General features: G+C 59.1%; 12 protein-coding genes. 3 read left to right on the forward strand and 9 right to left on the reverse strand.

Annotation, left to right across the window (positions count from 1 at the left end):
* Positions 1–2,778: an isoleucine--tRNA ligase gene (ileS, locus tag N911_RS0104995; protein WP_029894959.1), complete on the reverse strand. Its 2,778-nt coding sequence runs from the start codon at positions 2,776–2,778 to the stop codon at positions 1–3.
* A 311-nt stretch (positions 2,779–3,089) separates the two neighbouring features.
* Between ileS and fliM the strand changes: the two genes are divergently transcribed.
* The 3 genes from fliM to N911_RS0105010 are packed head-to-tail and all read left to right on the forward strand — an operon-like array spanning position 3,090 to position 4,866.
* Positions 3,090–4,067 (forward strand): flagellar motor switch protein FliM, encoded by a 978-nt coding sequence (fliM, locus tag N911_RS0105000; RefSeq protein ID WP_029894961.1) that lies wholly within the window; start codon positions 3,090–3,092, stop codon positions 4,065–4,067.
* A complete protein-coding gene (locus tag N911_RS0105005; RefSeq protein WP_029894963.1) occupies positions 4,067–4,462 on the forward strand; it encodes a hypothetical protein in 396 nt (131 codons plus the stop codon). The genes fliM and N911_RS0105005 overlap by 1 nt, the downstream gene beginning before the upstream one ends.
* Positions 4,462–4,866, forward strand: a complete 405-nt coding sequence (locus N911_RS0105010) for a hypothetical protein (protein ID WP_138774342.1) — start codon at positions 4,462–4,464, stop codon at positions 4,864–4,866. The genes N911_RS0105005 and N911_RS0105010 overlap by 1 nt, the downstream gene beginning before the upstream one ends.
* 344 nt (positions 4,867–5,210) lie before the next feature.
* On the opposite strand, the gene N911_RS0105015 is transcribed toward N911_RS0105010, so the two are convergent.
* The 8 genes from N911_RS0105015 to N911_RS0105050 all read right to left on the reverse strand — a co-directional run bounded on the left by N911_RS0105015 (position 5,211) and on the right by N911_RS0105050 (position 16,969).
* Positions 5,211–5,444 (reverse strand): DUF2188 domain-containing protein, encoded by a 234-nt coding sequence (locus N911_RS0105015; protein ID WP_029894966.1) that lies wholly within the window; start codon positions 5,442–5,444, stop codon positions 5,211–5,213.
* A gap of 55 nt (positions 5,445–5,499) precedes the next feature.
* Complete coding sequence (locus N911_RS0105020; RefSeq protein ID WP_029894968.1) at positions 5,500–5,934, reverse strand: hypothetical protein; 435 nt, start codon at positions 5,932–5,934, stop codon at positions 5,500–5,502.
* Positions 5,935–5,972: 38 nt separating this feature from the next.
* Positions 5,973–7,358 carry a hypothetical protein gene (locus N911_RS0105025; protein ID WP_029894970.1) on the reverse strand — a complete coding sequence of 462 codons (1,386 nt, stop codon included), beginning with the start codon at positions 7,356–7,358 and terminating at the stop codon, positions 5,973–5,975.
* Between the two features lie 114 nt (positions 7,359–7,472).
* The gene (locus N911_RS0105030) at positions 7,473–10,598 is read right to left on the reverse strand and encodes a DEAD/DEAH box helicase (protein WP_029894973.1); all 3,126 of its coding nucleotides are present in this window, start codon (positions 10,596–10,598) and stop codon (positions 7,473–7,475) included.
* Entirely contained in the window at positions 10,588–11,436 is an 849-nt protein-coding gene (locus N911_RS0105035) for a Hachiman antiphage defense system protein HamA (protein ID WP_029894975.1), read from the reverse strand. Before N911_RS0105035 ends, N911_RS0105030 begins: the two co-directional genes overlap by 11 nt.
* A gap of 18 nt (positions 11,437–11,454) precedes the next feature.
* Complete coding sequence (locus N911_RS0105040) at positions 11,455–12,210, reverse strand: hypothetical protein (RefSeq protein ID WP_029894976.1); 756 nt, start codon at positions 12,208–12,210, stop codon at positions 11,455–11,457.
* Entirely contained in the window at positions 12,210–14,204 is a 1,995-nt protein-coding gene (pglZ, locus tag N911_RS0105045; RefSeq protein ID WP_029894978.1) for a BREX-3 system phosphatase PglZ, read from the reverse strand. The genes N911_RS0105040 and pglZ overlap by 1 nt, the downstream gene beginning before the upstream one ends.
* Positions 14,201–16,969: a DEAD/DEAH box helicase gene (locus N911_RS0105050; protein WP_237559891.1), complete on the reverse strand. Its 2,769-nt coding sequence runs from the start codon at positions 16,967–16,969 to the stop codon at positions 14,201–14,203. The genes pglZ and N911_RS0105050 overlap by 4 nt, the downstream gene beginning before the upstream one ends.
* Between the last annotated feature and the right edge of the window lie 192 nt (positions 16,970–17,161).

Below are 17,161 nucleotides of genomic sequence, written 5' to 3' on the forward strand. Positions count from 1 at the left end.
TTAGGTTCGCTCGTCGAGGACGCGGGCGCAGCGTGGGCAAACTTCCGGATGGTCCGGGTCGGTGCCCAGCTCCGCGTACACCCAGCAGCGGGGACATTTCTCGCCCGGAGCGCGCTCAACCTTGACCCGCGCCCCGTCGGCGAGCGGTTCGGAAGTGAGTTCCGCGCCCGAGGAGATGAAAAATTCACGCAGGTTCATGGCGCCGATTCGCTCCCTCACCGCGTCGGACAAGTGGACCGTAACGGACGTGTCCAGAGTGTGGCCGATTTCTCCGGCCTGGCGCATGGGCTCTATGAGGCGATAGGCCTCGTCGCGCAGGTCCACCATATGCTCGAAGGCTTTGCGTTCATCCACGCCCAGTTGTTCCTCGTCGCCGAGGCTGTAGCGCAACTCGAAGACAGTGGCGAGATCGGGGCGAATGGCATCCGGCAGGGCGGCGAAGACCTCTTCCGCAGTGAAACTGAGCACCGGGGCCATGTCCACCAGCAGGAGTAGCAGGGTCTTCCAGAGAACGGTCTGGGCGGAGCGGCGGGGCTTGCCGTCCGGAGTCTCCACGTAGAGCCGGTCCTTGACGATGTCCAGGTAGAAGGCGCTGAGATCGGTTGTGCACAGGTCCAGCAGGGTATGATGCACCCTGTGGAACTGGAATTCGCCATAGGCCGAGGTCATGGTCTCGTGGGCCCGGCGCACCAAGTCCAGTGTATAGCGGTCCAGCGGCTCCATGTCCGCGAAGTCCACCGCTTTATCAGGGGTGAAGTCGTTGAGATTGCCCAGGATGAAGCGGCAGGTGTTGCGGATGCGGCGGTAGGAATCCACCTGGCGGGAGAGAATTTCGTCGGAGAGGCGCACGTCCTCCTGGTAGTTCACCGCGGCAACCCACATGCGCAGAATCTCCGCGCCGAAGCGGTCGATGATCTCCTGCGGGGCGATGACGTTGCCCACGGATTTGGACATTTTCCGCCCCTCGCCGTCGACCACGTAGCCGTGAGTGAGGACGGACTTGTACGGGGCCTGCCCCCGTGTGCCCACTGCGGCCAGCAGGGAGGAGTGGAACCAACCGCGATGCTGGTCAGTGCCCTCCAGGTAGAGGTCCGCAGGGAAGCGGCATTCCGGCCGCTGTTCCACGACCGCGGCGAAGGAGGTTCCCGAGTCGAACCAGACGTCGAGGATGTCGTCCTCCTTCTTCCAGTTGGCCGCGCCGCAGGAGGGGCAGGTCAGCCCTTCGGGCACCACGTCCTCCAGGGGCGCTTCGAACCAGTAGTCGCAGCCTCGTTCGAAGGTCTCGAAGCGGTCCACCACGGAGAATACCCACTCGGGCTCCTGGTAGACCTCGTCGCAGTCTCCGCAGAGCAGGGCCACAATAGGTACGCCCCAGGTGCGCTGCCGCGAGATGCACCAGTCGGGGCGGTTCTCGATCATGGAGTGGATGCGCTGCTGTCCCCAGGAAGGAATCCAGCGGACTTGGTTGTCGATGGCGTCCAGGGCTTTTTCCCGCAGGCCGCCTCGCTCCATGGAGATGAACCATTGTGTCGTGGCCCGGAAAATGACCGGCTTTTTGCAGCGCCAGCAGTGCGGATAGGAGTGGGACATGGCTTTTTCCGCCAGCAACAATCCCTTTTCCCGCAGCAGGGCGATGACGTCCGGGTTGGCCTCGTACACGGTCTTTCCCGCGAACTCCGTCACGGAAGGCAGGAAGCGGCCGGCGTCGTCCAGGGGGGAAAGGACCTCCAGGCCGTATTTCTGGCCGGTCTCGAAGTCCTCCCGGCCGTGGCCCGGAGCGGTGTGCACCAAGCCGGTGCCCGCGTCCAGGGTGACGTAGTCGGCCAGCACAACTTGGGAGTCGCGGTCATGGAAGGGATGGCGGGCGGCCAGTCCTTCCAGCTTGTCCCCGGTGGATTTGGCCAGAATTTCGTACGACTCCCAGCCAAAGACCTGAGCCAGATTCTCCAACAGATCCGAGGCCAGCACGTACTGGCCGGACGACGTCTCCACAAGGGAGTATTCCAGCTCCGGGTGAACGGCCACGGCCTGGTTGCCGGGCAGAGTCCAGGGCGTGGTGGTCCAGATGACGAGGGCGGCGCGCTCGGGATCGCCCCCGGGCAGTACTTTGGACAGCTTGGCGTCGGGGCAGGGGAAGGCCACGTAGATGGAGGGGGAGGAGTGGTCTGCGTACTCCACTTCCGCCTCGGCTAGGGCGGTCTGGCAGTCCAAACACCAATGCACCGGCTTCTTGCCCCGGTAGACAGAGCCCTTTTCCGCGAAACGCCCCAGTTCCCGGGCCGTGGCCGCCTCGTAAGCGGGGTCCATGGTGCGGTAGGGTTCGTCCCAAACGCCCAGGCCGCCCAAACGCTTGAACTCCTTGCGCTGGATGTCCAGAAATTTGGAGGCGTAATCGCGGCAAATCTTGCGCACCGTCAGCGGAGGCACGTCGGTCTTGCCCTTTTCGCGAAGCTGTGTGGCCACCTTGTGCTCGATGGGCAGGCCGTGGCAGTCCCAGCCGGGCACGTACTCCGCCTTGAATCCCAGCATGTTGCGGGACTTGACGATGATGTCCTTGAGGACCTTGTTCATGGCCGTGCCCATATGGATGTGGCCGTTGGCGTATGGGGGGCCGTCGTGGAGGACGTAGCGCTCCCGGCCCTCGTTGGCCGCCACCATACGGCCATAGGCGTCCACGTCGTCCCACTTGGCCAGGGTGTGCGGCTCGCGCTGGGTAAGGTTGGCCTTCATGGGGAAGGAGGTGAGGGGCAGGGACAAGGTCTTCTTGTAATCGCTCATGGGCGTGAAGTGCCTCCTGTGGAAAATCTGGCTCCGGCGGGCCGTCGGCCCGGAAAACAGATACAATGAGTGATGGCACGGGGGAAGTCAAGACTACGAGCCTTTGAAAGCCCCGCGTGGGGCCTCGCGCGCTCCCCTCGGATGGAAGCGGTGGGCAGGTGCTCTTCGTGTTGGTGGAGTGAGGCAAAATTGATGGTATGGTTCGGTTGGAACGTTTTTTGTTAGGGATGGGCAGGGCGGTTCCTCTTTCCCAGCGGAACGCGTTGTGGTAGCGGTTCAGGAATCAGATCGAGCAGAGACTCGGGGCAGATATGGGCAAGATTCTCCAGCAAGACGAAGTCGATGCGCTCCTTCGCGGCCTGACCGGCGGCGAGGTGGAGGCGGAAACAGAGGTCCCGGAAGAGGATTCCGGGGTCGTTTCCTTCGACCTTTCCAACCAGGACCGCATCATCCGTGGCCGCATGCCGGTCATGGAGATCGTCAACGATCGCTTCGCGCGGCTCTTCACCAACTCCATGGTAACGGCCATGCGCAAACGGGTGGACGTGAACCCCATATCCCTGGACATGTCCAAGTTCGGGGATTTCATGCGCTCCCTGCCCGTGCCCACCTCCATCAACATCTTCAAGATGGACCCCCTGCGCGGCAACGCCCTGCTCATCGTGGACTCCCGCCTGGTCTTCTCCCTGGTGGAAAACTTCCTGGGCGGAGCGGGCGGCCAGCCCAAGGTGGAAGGCCGCGACTTCACGGCCATCGAGCAGGGACTCATCGACCGGGTGGTCAAAATTTGCCTCTCCAATATGGAGGAGGCCTGGAATCCGGTGCACGAAGTGCACATCGAGCTGGTCCGCAGCGAGGTCAACCCGCAGTTCGCGGCCATCGTGCCGCCCTCGGACGTGGTCATGGTCATCACCTTCGAGGTGGAGCTGGAAAACGCCATCGGCTCCCTCATCTGCTGCCTGCCCTACGCCATGCTGGAACCCATTCGCTCTAAGCTGCACGCCTCCTTCCAGTCCGAGCGGCTGGAAGTCGACCACGCCTGGCACAACCGTTTCCGCGAGCAGATGCTGCAAATCTTTGTGGAAATGGTGGTGCGCATGGGCAAGACCACCATCACCGGCCGCCAGCTTCTCAATCTGGAAGAGGGCGACATCATCCTTCTGGACACGGACGACGACGACCTGCTGGAGGCCGAGGTGGAGGGCATCCGCAAGTTCTGGGTGGTGCCCGGCAAGGTCAAGAGCAACGCCGCCGTGCAGATCGTGCGTGAAGAGGAACCCAAGTTCTAGTGCATCCCGCATCGCGTCCGCTGCTGTTCATCCTTCTGGCCGCCGCCCTGCTCACCGCGGGATGCGGCGCCTCACGCTCCCGAAACATTGATCCCAGGGAAATGATTCTCTCCTTCCAGGGGGAGCGGATGGCCGAGGTGGCCTCCTGGGAGGTTCCTGATGAATCGTCATGGGATCCCGACAGTGGGTCGTTCTACGTTTGGGAATCGGTGCGTCGCGAGGAGATGCCCGGAGACGTGGTTCGGAGGGTGTACCAGTGGCGAAGCCGACCCGCCGGCGTGGGGGAGTGGCGCGGCGAGTTCGTCAGCCTCTATGTGAATGAATCCGGCAAGATAACCGGAGTGGAGTTCTTGGACTCCTCCAAGACCAAGAAGGAAACGAAAGGGGGCGAATGATGGTTCCGGCGCTGCAGGATCTTTTGGCCGCACTGTTGGGGGCGCTGGTCGCCGCGATTCTGGTGCGGCTGGCCACTCGCTGGGTGGCCAAGTTCACCCCCCCGTTCACGCGTGTGTTGCTGGTGGTGCTGGTGGCCTACCTGCTGTCCTGGCTGGCTGGCATCCTTTTCGGCACCCTCACCACCATGATCGGCATGGGCAAGGGCACCGCCTACACCGCGATCACGGCCCTGGCTGGCCTCGTCCTGCAGGTGGTCATCTACGGCCGCTACCTGGTGTCGCCGGAGGGCGTCAGCCTCGGCTACCGAAAAGCCATCCTCGTCGTGCTCATTCAGGTCCTGCTGGGAGCAGTCCTGGCCGTGGCTCTGGCCCTGGTGGCCGGGATGCTGGGTGGCGGAGGCTGAATCCTGCCGCCTTCCTTTGAATAGAAAAAAGCCCGCCGAGTTCAATCGGCGGGCTTTTTCATGACATAGAGAAAAATGGTGGAGGGAACGACGACCTACCGCAAAATAGTCTCAAAGCCCGCGCTCCTCGTAACTACTTGATAATAAACGCCGAAGTCATCTCGCACAACCACTTCCCACCAACCCGACCAGAGAAACGAATTTCTCCCCTGATTTCCCGGCACCGGACGAGGGTGACGGGTTTGCAGTAAAACCGGATACCTGGCGCTTCTCAGCAACAACTTCGAATCCGGTTTTCGGACGCCGGTTCGGTTCCCAAAACGGGAATCGAATTGAGGTGCGCATCACCCCTTCGGCGGATATGGGTCGTTCCCGTGGCTGTCCTTGTTCTGGATCTTCCCATCCTTGCCGTGGATGTAGAACTCGGTGCCTTGGTTCTGGCTGATCTTGCGCCCGGCATCGACGGCATCCTGCTTCCTGTCGAAGTGACCGCTGCTACGGGTCGCGCCGTCTTTTTTGACATCCCAGCCGCCGTCGGCGTTGGGCACGACATGATGTGAACCTGGTTTCTTTGGCATGGTCGCCTCCTATTTCATGGTTTCCTTTGATATGAGTTACACCAACCGTTCTTCGCTACGATTGGATCAGCATCCGCTCCTCAGCATGGTCAACACGCCACTCCTTGCCTCGATCATCGGTCAGGATCACGGTGAAAATGGACCTGCCAATCGAGGTAGAACGGCCGTCCTCCGAATAGTCATCGATCCCGAAGTGGGCAGAGAGAACCGCCGTAACCACAGCGCCAGGTGGTGCCAGTTGCCCGGCGTTTCGGAGGAGTGTTCTCTGACACATCCCGGCAAGAATCCGGTTCCTCTCAATGTCGAATTCCGATGGTTCGATTCGCAGATCCAGGAGGTCAATTGCAACTGTCGGCAATCGGTGCTGGTACGCCAGCCAGGCATAATGCTGAGCCGAGCAGGCAAACATATGAGCGATGCCGCTGGCGAAGCTCTTGATATGCTTGCGGCCCAATTTTCTCTGCCCGAATGGTGTTTCTGCCGTCTCCACTGATCTCAATCTCCTCGTTTTGACTCAACCAGACAGGTTCACTCCGGCTGCCAGGCGCAATCTGCCCAGTGCGCTTCGTAGCGATTCACAAAGTTTTTCATCTCCCGGATGTTGGCGGCAGGTTCTCGGCAAGCCCGGGCGCAAGTAGAAACAACATCCCGGTAGAACTCCGGAGCGACAGCCCTGATGTCGCCATAATTCATAAGCAACTCAGGAAGGCGCTCCGTTATTTTTGCTCCGCGAGGTGCCATCACTATGCTCGGGGGCTCTCCATACGTGTTGATCAACACGTATCGCCAGCTTGGATCGGCGGCTCCCTGGCGAGGGACAATCTCACAGGGATATGCATCTCCACCGCCGGAAATGCCTTCATAGACTTCCTTGAGGGCCAGTGGTTTGTTGGCCACCAGGACATAAGGTCCGGCCTCTACATATCTGCCCATGCTTTCGTCGAATTCGATGCCGAGCAAGACTTCGAGGTCAAAACGCGCATGCCGGTCAAGGGACGCCTTCCCCGAGGTGAACCATTGAAGTTCCCGCAAGGTGATCCCTACACACTTGGCAATCTCAGCAGGTGGATTGGGCCAGCACGCCACGAGGTTCTTGGCGATCACGGCCGCGTTGTCATAGTCACTGTCGGCCCAGAAATCATCCTCCTCGGCAATATCCTCCGGTGCCTTCTCACCTGTCAGTAGCCAGGTACAGCCATCAAACCCATCGTGGTTGAAATATCGGGGCTGATCGGACGGCAGCGAAGTTTCCCAGGATGACAGCCATGGGCCAGGCTCCCAGTCGAGTCCACCTGCCACTGTTGGCACCGGCACTTGCGCCGGTAAGGTCAGCCACTGCTGGATTCTGTCTTCAACCTCGCGGCTGTTGACGCCTCTGTGGCCATCCCTGACACGGAAATCGTGGTCAATTTGAGCGTATCGGCAAAGGGCCTGAATGGCCCCGGCAAGAGACCGGTCATTTCCGTCGTGCTTCCTCAGCAGCCACCGACTGGAGTCCTGGGCTGAGCGCAGGGAGGCTGGAAGGGATTTCTCCTTGGCGTCGGCGACCTCGACCCGGACGCCCATTTTTGCCATTGCCCCTGCCAGCTCAGAGCTGGCCGTCGCGAGGTGGCGGTTGATCCGCAGGATGTCTGGTTGGCCACGCAAGCCTTCGGCGTTACGCCACGCCTCCAGGAGAACATCCCGGAAGGCCCTGGGTTGATCGACTTGGGTGAAGGTCATCCACCGGATGGGCAACCCGGCAACGGTGAGTCCATAAAGTATCAGCGGGCTGAGCCCGTACCGCTCTGCATCCTTGATCTTGATCGGGTCCCCCACCGACACCATGCCATGCTCCGGATGGTGGAAAAGGAACTTGGCTATCGCAACGTAGAAATGATGCTCTCTTGGTGATGGCTGCGTCTGCTGATTCATGCCCACTCCTGGGGAAATGCGAGCTTTCCCAGAGAACTGCCGTGGGCTCTGCGGTCCGCCAACAATATGGCCAACAGTAGAGCGCGAGATAGCCTGGGTCGATGATCTGGATTTCTATTGCAGGAGTTCATTCATTCGCTCCTGGAAATAGCTTGGGTATTTCTCCATCACCGCCCTGGCTCCGGCCTGATCCTTTTTCAGCGCCTTCACGAGATCCTTCTTCTGGGTCGCTGCCAGGTTCAAGGATGCGGCGAGGTCCTGAGCGATGACGCGGTCCGAAAAGCCAAGCTCGTAAAGGGCTATGGTGGTTTTGGTCGGAAGACCATATTTCAGACGCTTTTGAAAAAGCTGCAGACGATTGATCAGGTCTCCAGTGCCATCTTGGTCGAGGGTTTCGATGAATTCACACACAGCGCCTACAACGAGCGCTCCGTCATAAGCGAGCGTCCCTTCGCAGACATCGACGACATGATCGATTTTGAACTCCCTCCGGCGGGTGCCCCATATCATCTTGGCTTTTCGCTTACGGATGATTTTCAGGAGATCGCTGAAGGGCTTTCCACTGATCCACCCATGTGCGATTTCTTTTAGCACCTCCGGCTTATCGAACTTGGTGAATACGCCACTGTTGATATGCCGGGTAAGCAATGGCCAGGCAAGATCGAGCGCGTCTGTTTCATCAACAATCGTAAGCAGACTGTCAGCGTTGGTTTGGACCCATCCCTCGATGGCTTGGGCATCTTGAATACCGTAAAGCGTCCGGCCATAGATTTTACGGCGAGCCGGATCTGTGATGTTTGCAGAGATGTTCCCAGCGAGAAGCTGAAACAACTCGCGGATATGCTCCTTTTTCTGATCATCAGCCAGGAAAAAAGCCAGCGTCCCTTCGGCCAGGCGGATAACATCAGCTTCCGAAAGACCATTTCCAGATTCATCCCAATGAGATAGCAGGAAGCTCTCGACGGCACAGATTAGGCTGATTCTCCAGGCGATTTGCCGCTCGACACCGTCTCGGGAGAAATTTTTGTCTCCATGTCGTGCGGCTATCCCGGCAGCCAGCTTGGCAATTTCATCAGGATCGTCGATATAGGCCTTGGCAAAATCCAGTGCCTCCATGGTGATGGTGTATTTCTCGTCATCGCTCTTGATGGGATCGAAGATCGATAGAAGATTGCTGATGCATGGCTCAGAATTGCGTGGCTCCAGAAGTTCTTTCACTTGGTCCCAGCGCCATTTGTCGTTACGAGCCTTTCGCTTGTCATAGATCACTGGGTCTGCAAACAGGATGCTGCCTTCGGTATGCATCCCGGCTCGACCCGCTCGGCCAATGAGGTTGTGGAAATCGCGAACCTTGATGCGCTCCATGCCCTGGTAGACACTGGTCACGATGAGGTATCGAATCGGAAGGTTTACGCCCTGCGCCAAGGTGGATGTGCAAACAACGAATCGCACAAGGTCGTCGCGCATGGCATGCTCCACCGCCAGCCGGATACCATGCGGCGTATTGCCATGATGGGAGAAAATGCCGTGTGCCGCACTCTGGGACGCCGGGGCGTCAGCGCCGAGGTTCTCGACATGCAAATGTGTTAGCCTCGCAACTTCCTGGGCGTCTGAAAAATCTGACGGCAAGGCCAGCGGTGCACCTCGCTCGATAATATCGACGGCCTTTTCACAGACGCTGGCCGCTGTCGACTTCCGCCCGCAGAAAACAGCGATACTGCCATTCGGGACCAATTTCAGACCGAGGTAAAGTGCGATAGCCTGCCCATCCGTTTTTTCAGGGAAAAAGCGATCCGTCCTTTCCCGCTTCTTCCTTCCGAGATTGAATCTTTCGATCACCCTCGGAACGAAAAACTCACCTTGTTCGGCGTCACGACTGTCGACGTACTCGATCTTTCCCAACTGATCGAACCAGCTCGCAAATCCGACCGATCTGAAAGTCGGAATCAGGGTTGTGCCTTCGACGACATTGGGTTCCCCGTTCAGCCATTCTCCAACAGCCTCGGCGTTGCTGATGACCGCTGAGATCAGGACATTCTGGGTTCCTTCAGGAATCATGGAGCGCAGCGACGTCAGAAGCAGCTCGTATGTGATGCCTCGGGTGCCGCTGTCGAACTGGTGGCCCTCATCAAAAACCAGCAGGCCAACGTGGACAGCCAGCTCCGGAGCATGCCGAAGGACATAGAGCAGCTTCTCGGGGGTTACGACCAGGATCTGTTGGTGCCCCAGAAGTTCGGCAATCTCGAAGTCGGTCTGTAGGGCATCGGATAATTCATCCACCTTGGTGGTTTCGTTGTGGAACGCTTCGACGAGGCTGTTCTTGATCTCATGGCACAGCGCCCGGAACGGGGCGATGATGATGGCAAGTGATACGCGCTCGGCCAGAAACGCGCTTCGAAGAATCAGCTCTGTTGCCTTCGTTTTGCCAGCGCTGGTAGGCATTTGAACGATGGCAGACTCGCCTTTGAGAACATCAGCCTTGCCCAAAAGGTGTTGCGCAGGCCAGAGTTCCTTGATGAACGAATCCTTTTGCAGCGCATGGAGCCATTTGTCGCGGGGCAACCCGGAGTATGACGGCAAAGCCTTCCAGGCGGAATTCTCCAGCTTTTTCCTCAGAACGGCCGCGATCACGTCACCAAACAGAAGTTGCCTGGGCGTGCCGAATTCATAGACGGCGTCCCGTAGCTTCGTGGCCAAATCGAGGAGATTTTCTTCCCCGTTCCCATCCTCAAAAAACTGGAGAATCCACTTTGAAATCCCGTCGATGAATCCGCCGAACGGCCCCTCAGCTCCATCAAAATAGGTTTCCAGATCGGCCTGCAGCAACCAGAGCAACAGGTCCTCCAAACTATCGCCATCCAAATCCGGGCAGTCGCCATCGATGCGCTTCGCTAATACCGACGCGCTTCCGGGAAGATCACACAGGTAATAGGAGGCGGAGCCCAGAAGCACGAGGTATGGATCAAGTGTCTCGTTCAACTTTGACTGGAGGTAGGAGTCAAAAAAGCGGGCGGAAAACAGCAGATTGGTTCTCAGCTCCGAGAGGGAATCGGGATCTGGCTCCTCCCGGTTGATGGCGGCGGCGAGGTCACCCAGCAGGCCAATCGAGATGGTGAAGAGCTTATTTGGATGCAGTGATAAATCTATCTCTTGATATTCTTCAGGTACATGGTACTCGATCATCTTAGCTTTTGATCGAGTAACACCCAAAAGACGATTGGATTTTCTATCAGGCCTCATCCGCAGCCCTCCTGTAGAGCTCGTGGACAAGGTCCATCATGTCGGGTCCCTTGATAACCAAGAGGACAAGGCTGTCGCCATTAGGATGAGGAAAGACCTCCTTGGATTTTGCTGACTTGGGAATTTTGCGGCAGTCTGCCGAAGCCAATTCTTCGACGTCGAAACATTCATCTGAAATGATGGCTGCAGCGCCGTAGGTTTCCTTGTAGGGCATATCTACAGGGCTTTGAAATCTCTCGATCCTTTGAGCCTGTTCGATTTCCTTTTTTTCAAAGAGCTTTTGCTTGATGAAGTTCAGCGATTCATCGATTCGAATATGATCTTTGGCAGAGTCGTTAATGGCATCCTGCAGGCGGTTGATCTTAGAGACGGAGAATTTTGTCTTGGACTCAAAGACAAACAACACGTCCTTGGTGGAGGCTTCACCGTCTTTTTTGTGAAATCGGAATCCAATGACATCGCTGCCCTTGGGCGATTCATCTCGAACAACCTTTGATGACCACCGTACCCTGGGTACCCAGTAACCGAGAAGCCATTGCAGGTAATCGGAAACCAGAATTTCCCCAAAATCTCCCGCTCTGATTCCAGGGCCGAGTTTGGACGTTCTGCAAGGGAACTTGATATTGGTCAGATAATCCGGTCGCGGACGTTTGCCCCGGAAGAAATCAATCTCGGTATCCAGGCAGTAATGATTCCGGAAGTGTTTCGCCCAGGCCGAAAGCACTGCCTCGTCGTTCTCATGACGGAACTCCCAGACCTCGACCTCCTTGCCGTTGGCGGTCTTCAGTCGTTCGCCGGTGTCGACCAGCCATTTAGTGTGTTCCGAAGTCCAAGGCATTCACGTCCCATCCCTGATTTAGTTGCCCTTCAATTTCAATAGCTCATCGTCCAGTCCATAGCGAACCACGTCGATTCGGTCGCTGCGTTGGGATACAAAGTCACCGGTCATCACGGGGAGCTGGAATGGGAAGAATGCCGGGTTGTTCAGGAGCAGACCCAATGCGCCCTTGGCCTCCGGGGTGGCCAGGAGTGCGGATTCGAACATCAGGATGGCCAGGTTTGGCTCGGCAATGCTCACCGGGGCGGCTTTCTCATAGCAGCCTTTGGCCTCGGAATCCTTCAGGGCTCTCCAGGCGACAAAGGAACGGATGACAAATCTCGCATATCGGCTCACGGTTTGCCGGTCGCCGTACTGTTCCTTCAGGCGGTTGATGATCTGCGTCTGGGTCACCTGATCCTGCAAGGCCAACAGACGGCCGGTCTGCCGGGCCACATTGAACCAGAACGGATAGACCGCCGAGATCATCCCCCAGTGGACCGCCAGGGCCATGGACGGATTTTCCCGCAGAAACGCCAGCGAGGCATCCCGGAATGGAATCAGCTCGGGGTCAGGAGAGACCCAGATCTTCATCAGGTTGTTGACGACAAAGGTCCGGGTCTGATCGCTTCGCTCGCCCTCTGAGCCGTTGCCTTTCCTATCAGCGAGGAACTCATGCAGCTCCTGGCGGATGGTTTTGGCGTCGAGTCCCGCCAGCAGCAGATTGGCTGCCTTCTGCATCCACTCGAAACGGATCGCCTGCTTAATGCCAATGGCTTCATGTCTTTTGCCCATCACCGTGTTCTCCTTTCAAACTTCACAAGGGGCACGATGACTTCTTCGATGGCTACACCGCCGTGACCTACGATGGCATCTCCCGGGTTCACGAATGCGTCGCGGCCACCGGCCACCAGAGGGAAATAATCTGCGGGCAACCCGACCGGCTGCCACTCGTGGGCAAACGGGAAGGCCCCAGCCACCTGAGCGCGGAGTTCCGGCGTGGGATAGACACGAACCCGCTCGCCGCGAGTTTCGGCAATCACACCTTCAGAGGGTCGGCCTTTACCGTCGCATTGAATGTTGCCGTGATCGGCCGTCAGCCAGACCTCATAGCCGTATTCCAACAGTTGGCCGACCAGAGCAGCCAGGAACCCGCCCTGGCACCACTGCTTAATCTGGTTGTGCATCCCGGCCGAGCCGAGCTGCATGCCGTGCATGATCTTGTCGACCTTGTCCACGACCAGCCCCACCACCTTGGTTTTCCCGGGGTGGATTGCGGAGTCGAGGACGCCCGCAGCATCACCGTCGCCAAGGCCGCGCTGGTAAGCGACATCGAGCCGGGACAGGCCATGGCCTTCCCAGAACTGCTGCCAGAGTTTCTCTTCGCTGTTGGTCGAGTTGATGGATGACGGGAAATAGAGCGGCGGCTTGCCCGAGAAGATCGACTGTCGCGATACCGAGGTCAACGTCGGAATCCAGGCGAAGGTCGCGGATTCGCGCATGACAAGATTAGCATCCTGCTTTTGCAGAAGCTGGCGAATGGTCACCCACTGGTTCAGGGCCAGGCCATCGACCACGATCAGCGCGGCACCGCTGCTACCGGAGTCCTCGATGTCCCTTGCCAGGCGGCGCGGCACATGGTGCAGCATGGCTGGATTGGTCGGAGGCAAGTTGATCAGACTGGAGTAGTGGTCCGCCAGCCAACCGGCGAAGGTCGAGTTCATTGCATCGCCGATTTCCCTGAGCCGGGTCTGATACTCGGTGCTGTTGCCGCAGTGAACCAGCGAAGAAAGTTCGGCCCATTTCAATGCAAAGGCGGTCCAGTCCGAGTAACGCGCTTCCGCAGTGGGCAGTTCCTTTTCGACAAGGTCAAACAGGCGGGAAATTCGAAGTGCGTCATTGTCCGTGCCGGAGGTGGCAATGCCGCTGCGGACCCAGGACCCGGCATCCACTTCAACATCTGTGGCCTCGACTGGGGTGAGTTTCCCCTCCAGGAACAGGTTGTCGATGTAGACCTTGATGTCCTGATGGTCGAACGGCAGGCGATCAGGGCCGGGATACTTGAGGCCGTATTCCGGTGAATCTTCCCGCACCTGATTTTTGCCACCGAGCCGGGAAAGAAAGAGCGGCCAGCGTTCCTGCAAAAAGGCGAAGAAGGCCTCATCGTCCTGAACGATCTCGGAAAGCGGCCAGGCTTTGAACCCATCATGGCCTTTGAGAACCTGGATGAGTCGCTCGGCCAGCATCAGCGGGATTTGGAGCTTGCCGTAGTGCAGGCGCAGCAAGGCGCGAAGCAGCTCCACCTCGTTGGCGATCAGTTCCGCCGCAATGCCGAACACATGACGGAGAATGAAATCCTTGGTGGCGTTGTCGCCCATGCGATCCAGCGGTGACTTGCGCTGGGCCTCGAATAGCGCGTCCAGCAGGCTCCGGTCGAGTTTCTCGATGACCGGGTAGCTCAGATGGGGAAAGAGATCCCCCAGATTGAATGAAAGCCTCCGGCCCGCTTGGAGCAGGTCGTATGGCAGGGATTCCAGCTCCGCATTCTGCAAGCGGAGGACCACCACCAGATCGGTGTGCTCACCCCGGTCCCAAATCGAACGGTACTTGGACTCATAGGCGTATCTGAATTCGACCGGGTCACTGAACTCGATCAGGTCGAAGCCGCGCCCGCGAAGCTCTAATGCCAGCTTCTCCTCGGTCAGCAGGCAATCCGGGTCTGCGACCAGGGTCAGCTTGCTGACGTTCGGCACAAAGTCGTTCAGGATGGCGTCTCGCCAACTACTCATTGAGCGCCTCCCTTGATGATCCGCAGCATCAGCAGCGGCCGGATTTCCGGCACGATCTGCCTTGCTGATTGCAGTTCGTGCCGCCACTCGGATTCGTCCGCATCGCAACGGGAGAGCCTGAATTGCCGTACCTCCGGCAATCCAACCCGCTCGATGGCCTTGCGGCGCGAAGCAAAGGAGACGATGCCGCGTTCCTCCTCGCGAGCCACAGAGGCGAGATGCGCCTGCTGTAATGCGTCGAACAGTTCCTGTCCGGCTTGCTCGGCTGCTTCCTGCAACCGCTCATGGGCGATGATGGATTCATCCTGGCCGAGGGTGGTCTGCACCTGGGCTTCCGCTGTCTGCAACGCATCCCAGATATGCCGGGCCGTGGGCAGAAACAGTTTGCCTTCCTCGCTCACGAACACACTGACATAGCCGCGCCGCACCATGGGAATGCGCAGGAGCTGTGTCTTCTGGTGCATTCCGGCCTGAAGGCGGATCTCAAAGAGTCCCCAGAGACCGGAGATGCTGGCTGGCAGACCGCTCACGCTTACGCAAGGCAATGGCTGGCCCGCCGCGATCTGCGGCAGGTTCAAGGCGAGCCCACGGACACGGCTGTTTTCAAGATTGAGCAAGGTCGCGTCTGTCAGACGATCCGCTTCCCGGGCGTTGAATACGGCCTTGCGATGTTCCTGGCCGTCCGGCCAATTCAGATCCCACCAGGAGCGCTTGCGGCTGGCCGCGCCGCCGTGAGAGTTGAGATAGCCCACCGTCATCCGCTCCACCCAATGGGGCAGAGGATGGGAACGCAGACGTTCAGCCGCCTGCACATCCGGTTCTTCTGAAATGCCGTAGATTGCGGAGGCCTCGCGCACCTGCTGGATCTCATCGCGAAGCCGGGCCACCGTGTGATCGACGGAGGTTTCGATACCGTCAGGATCGAGGATGGCCGAGGCGAACACATCCTCGAACAGCTCACCAGCCTGGGCGGAGTCGAGTACGTCGCCGGTCTTGTCGATGCCGAACTCGTCGAAGATCACCGAGAGCTTCTGCGCCAGTACTTCGCGGACGCGGAACTCGACCGAGTCCTCAAACACGAAGTTGATTGCCCGCACCTTCTTGGGCTGGCCGATACGGTCCACGCGGCCGATCCGCTGTTCCAGTCGCATCGGGTTCCAGGGGATGTCGTAATTGATGATGACATGGGCGAACTGAAGGTTCAGACCCTCACCGCCCGCATCGGTGGAAACCAGCACGCGGTGCGATTTTCGGAAGGCATCCTGGGCCTGCTTGCGTTCCTCCATATCCATGGAACCGTTCAGGGTGACCACCGAGATCCCCCGGGCTTCCAGAAACTCCTTCAGCATCTGCTGGGTCGGCACGAACTCTGTGAAGATCAACACCTTCAGGTCCGGCTCGTTTTCCTCGGCTTGCAGCTCGTAGATCCACTCGATCAACGCCTCGGCCTTGGCGTCCGGTCCAGCCTGTTCGCAGCGAACCGCCGCATCGAGCAGGGTCTCCACATGGCTACCTTCGCTCTGCAGAGCCGACACATGAGATTTCAGCAGCTCGTCAAGCAGCTCCTGGCCGTCCATGTCGTAGAGCTCGTCGAAGTTCTCCGATCCCTCCGCTCCGTTTTCCAGCTCCGCCAGGCGCAGGTTGGCTTGCTGTTCGCCTTCCTTGAGTGCGGCAAGTCGCCGTTCCAGCGTAGTGCGGATCGCCCGGGTGCTGGAGACCACCAGACGCTGCATCAGGATCATCAGGAAGCCGATGTGGCGCTTTTTCTCGCGCAGGGCCTGGTTGTAGCCCTCGCGCACATAGTCGGTCACTGCCTCGTAGAGGAGTTGCTGCAGGTGATGACGGCTCTCCCAGGCCACCGGGGCCATCTGCGTCCGCCGGGGTTTGAAGAGTGGCTTGCCGTCGGCATCGATGGCCTTGCGCTTCTCGGTACGGATAACATACGGGGCCACCCGCTCACGGGAGACGCTGTCCATATCCGGAAAGGCGTCGTCATCCAGCAAGTTCATCAGGCGATGGAAGGCATCTGTCTTCCCCTGATGGGGCGTAGCCGAAAGGAGCAGCACATAGGGCGCGGCCTCCGCCAGCCCCTTGCCGAGCTTGTAGCGGGCGACCTGATCAGTGCTGCCGCCCAGGCGGTGCGCTTCGTCCACCACCACCAGATCCCAACCGGCGGTAATCAAATCCTCGAACCGGCTGCGGTTGTAGTCGGCAACGCGCTCGGCGGTCCAACCGCGCCGCTTGTCCATGGGCTTGACCGAATCCAGGGAAACGATGACCTGATCGAACATCGACCAGGCTGAGTTCCGGTGGTCCGCGCCAGGTGCCAGGCGTTGCAGTGTGCCGATGTCGTCGCCCAGCACAAGCTGGAACTGTTCGTTGAAGTGGGTCTGCATTTCCGCCACCCACTGGGTAGCGATGCCTTTGGGAGAGACGACCAGGATTCGCCGAACCAGCCCGCGCAGCTTGAGCTCGCGCATGACCAGACCGGCCTCGATGGTCTTGCCGAGGCCCACCTCGTCAGCCAGCAGGTAGCGCACGCGGTCGCCGGAGATGGCCCGGGACAAGGCGTGGATCTGGTGCGGCAGCGGGATGACGTTGGACTCCATGGGAGCCAGCAATACATGGCCGTCGGTGGCGCTGGTGGAACCTTCGAGCACCTCGGCCACCTTGGCTGCGGCGGCCACATAGGCAATGCGTCCGGCCTCGATCTCCGGCTGCAGGTCGGCACTCAGCGGCCGCAAGGCGGAGCGGGGCACGCGCACCACCGCGTCCTGGTTCGGTAACCAGACACGGCACACCGTCTGCCCCCACAAGGTCTGTTCTTCGATGACCTTGCAAGCGCTGTTATGAACGGTGCTGTATTGCCAAAGCGACTCCATCCGCTAATTACCCTCTACCTTGATCTGTTGCCTGCTGAATTTTTGAATGCAACACCGCCGACCTTAGCCATTTCC

Origin of the sequence: Desulfohalovibrio reitneri, assembly GCF_000711295.1 — a bacterium.
Classification (GTDB): Bacteria; Desulfobacterota; Desulfovibrionia; order Desulfovibrionales; family Desulfovibrionaceae; genus Desulfohalovibrio; species Desulfohalovibrio reitneri.

Bases quoted from the DNA above. Each gene is read 5' to 3' on its own strand.
- N911_RS0105010 (WP_138774342.1), top strand. From the start codon at position 4,462: ATGGTTCCGGCGCTGCAGGATCTTTTGGCCGCACTGTTGGGGGCGCTG.
- ileS (WP_029894959.1), bottom strand. From the start codon at position 2,778: ATGAGCGATTACAAGAAGACCTTGTCCCTGCCCCTCACCTCCTTCCCC.
- N911_RS0105040 (WP_029894976.1), bottom strand. From the start codon at position 12,210: ATGGGCAAAAGACATGAAGCCATTGGCATTAAGCAGGCGATCCGTTTC.
- N911_RS0105030 (WP_029894973.1), bottom strand. From the start codon at position 10,598: ATGAGGCCTGATAGAAAATCCAATCGTCTTTTGGGTGTTACTCGATCA.
- N911_RS0105035 (WP_029894975.1), bottom strand. From the start codon at position 11,436: ATGCCTTGGACTTCGGAACACACTAAATGGCTGGTCGACACCGGCGAA.
- N911_RS0105015 (WP_029894966.1), bottom strand. From the start codon at position 5,444: ATGCCAAAGAAACCAGGTTCACATCATGTCGTGCCCAACGCCGACGGC.
- pglZ (WP_029894978.1), bottom strand. From the start codon at position 14,204: ATGAGTAGTTGGCGAGACGCCATCCTGAACGACTTTGTGCCGAACGTC.
- N911_RS0105025 (WP_029894970.1), bottom strand. From the start codon at position 7,358: ATGAATCAGCAGACGCAGCCATCACCAAGAGAGCATCATTTCTACGTT.
- fliM (WP_029894961.1), top strand. From the start codon at position 3,090: ATGGGCAAGATTCTCCAGCAAGACGAAGTCGATGCGCTCCTTCGCGGC.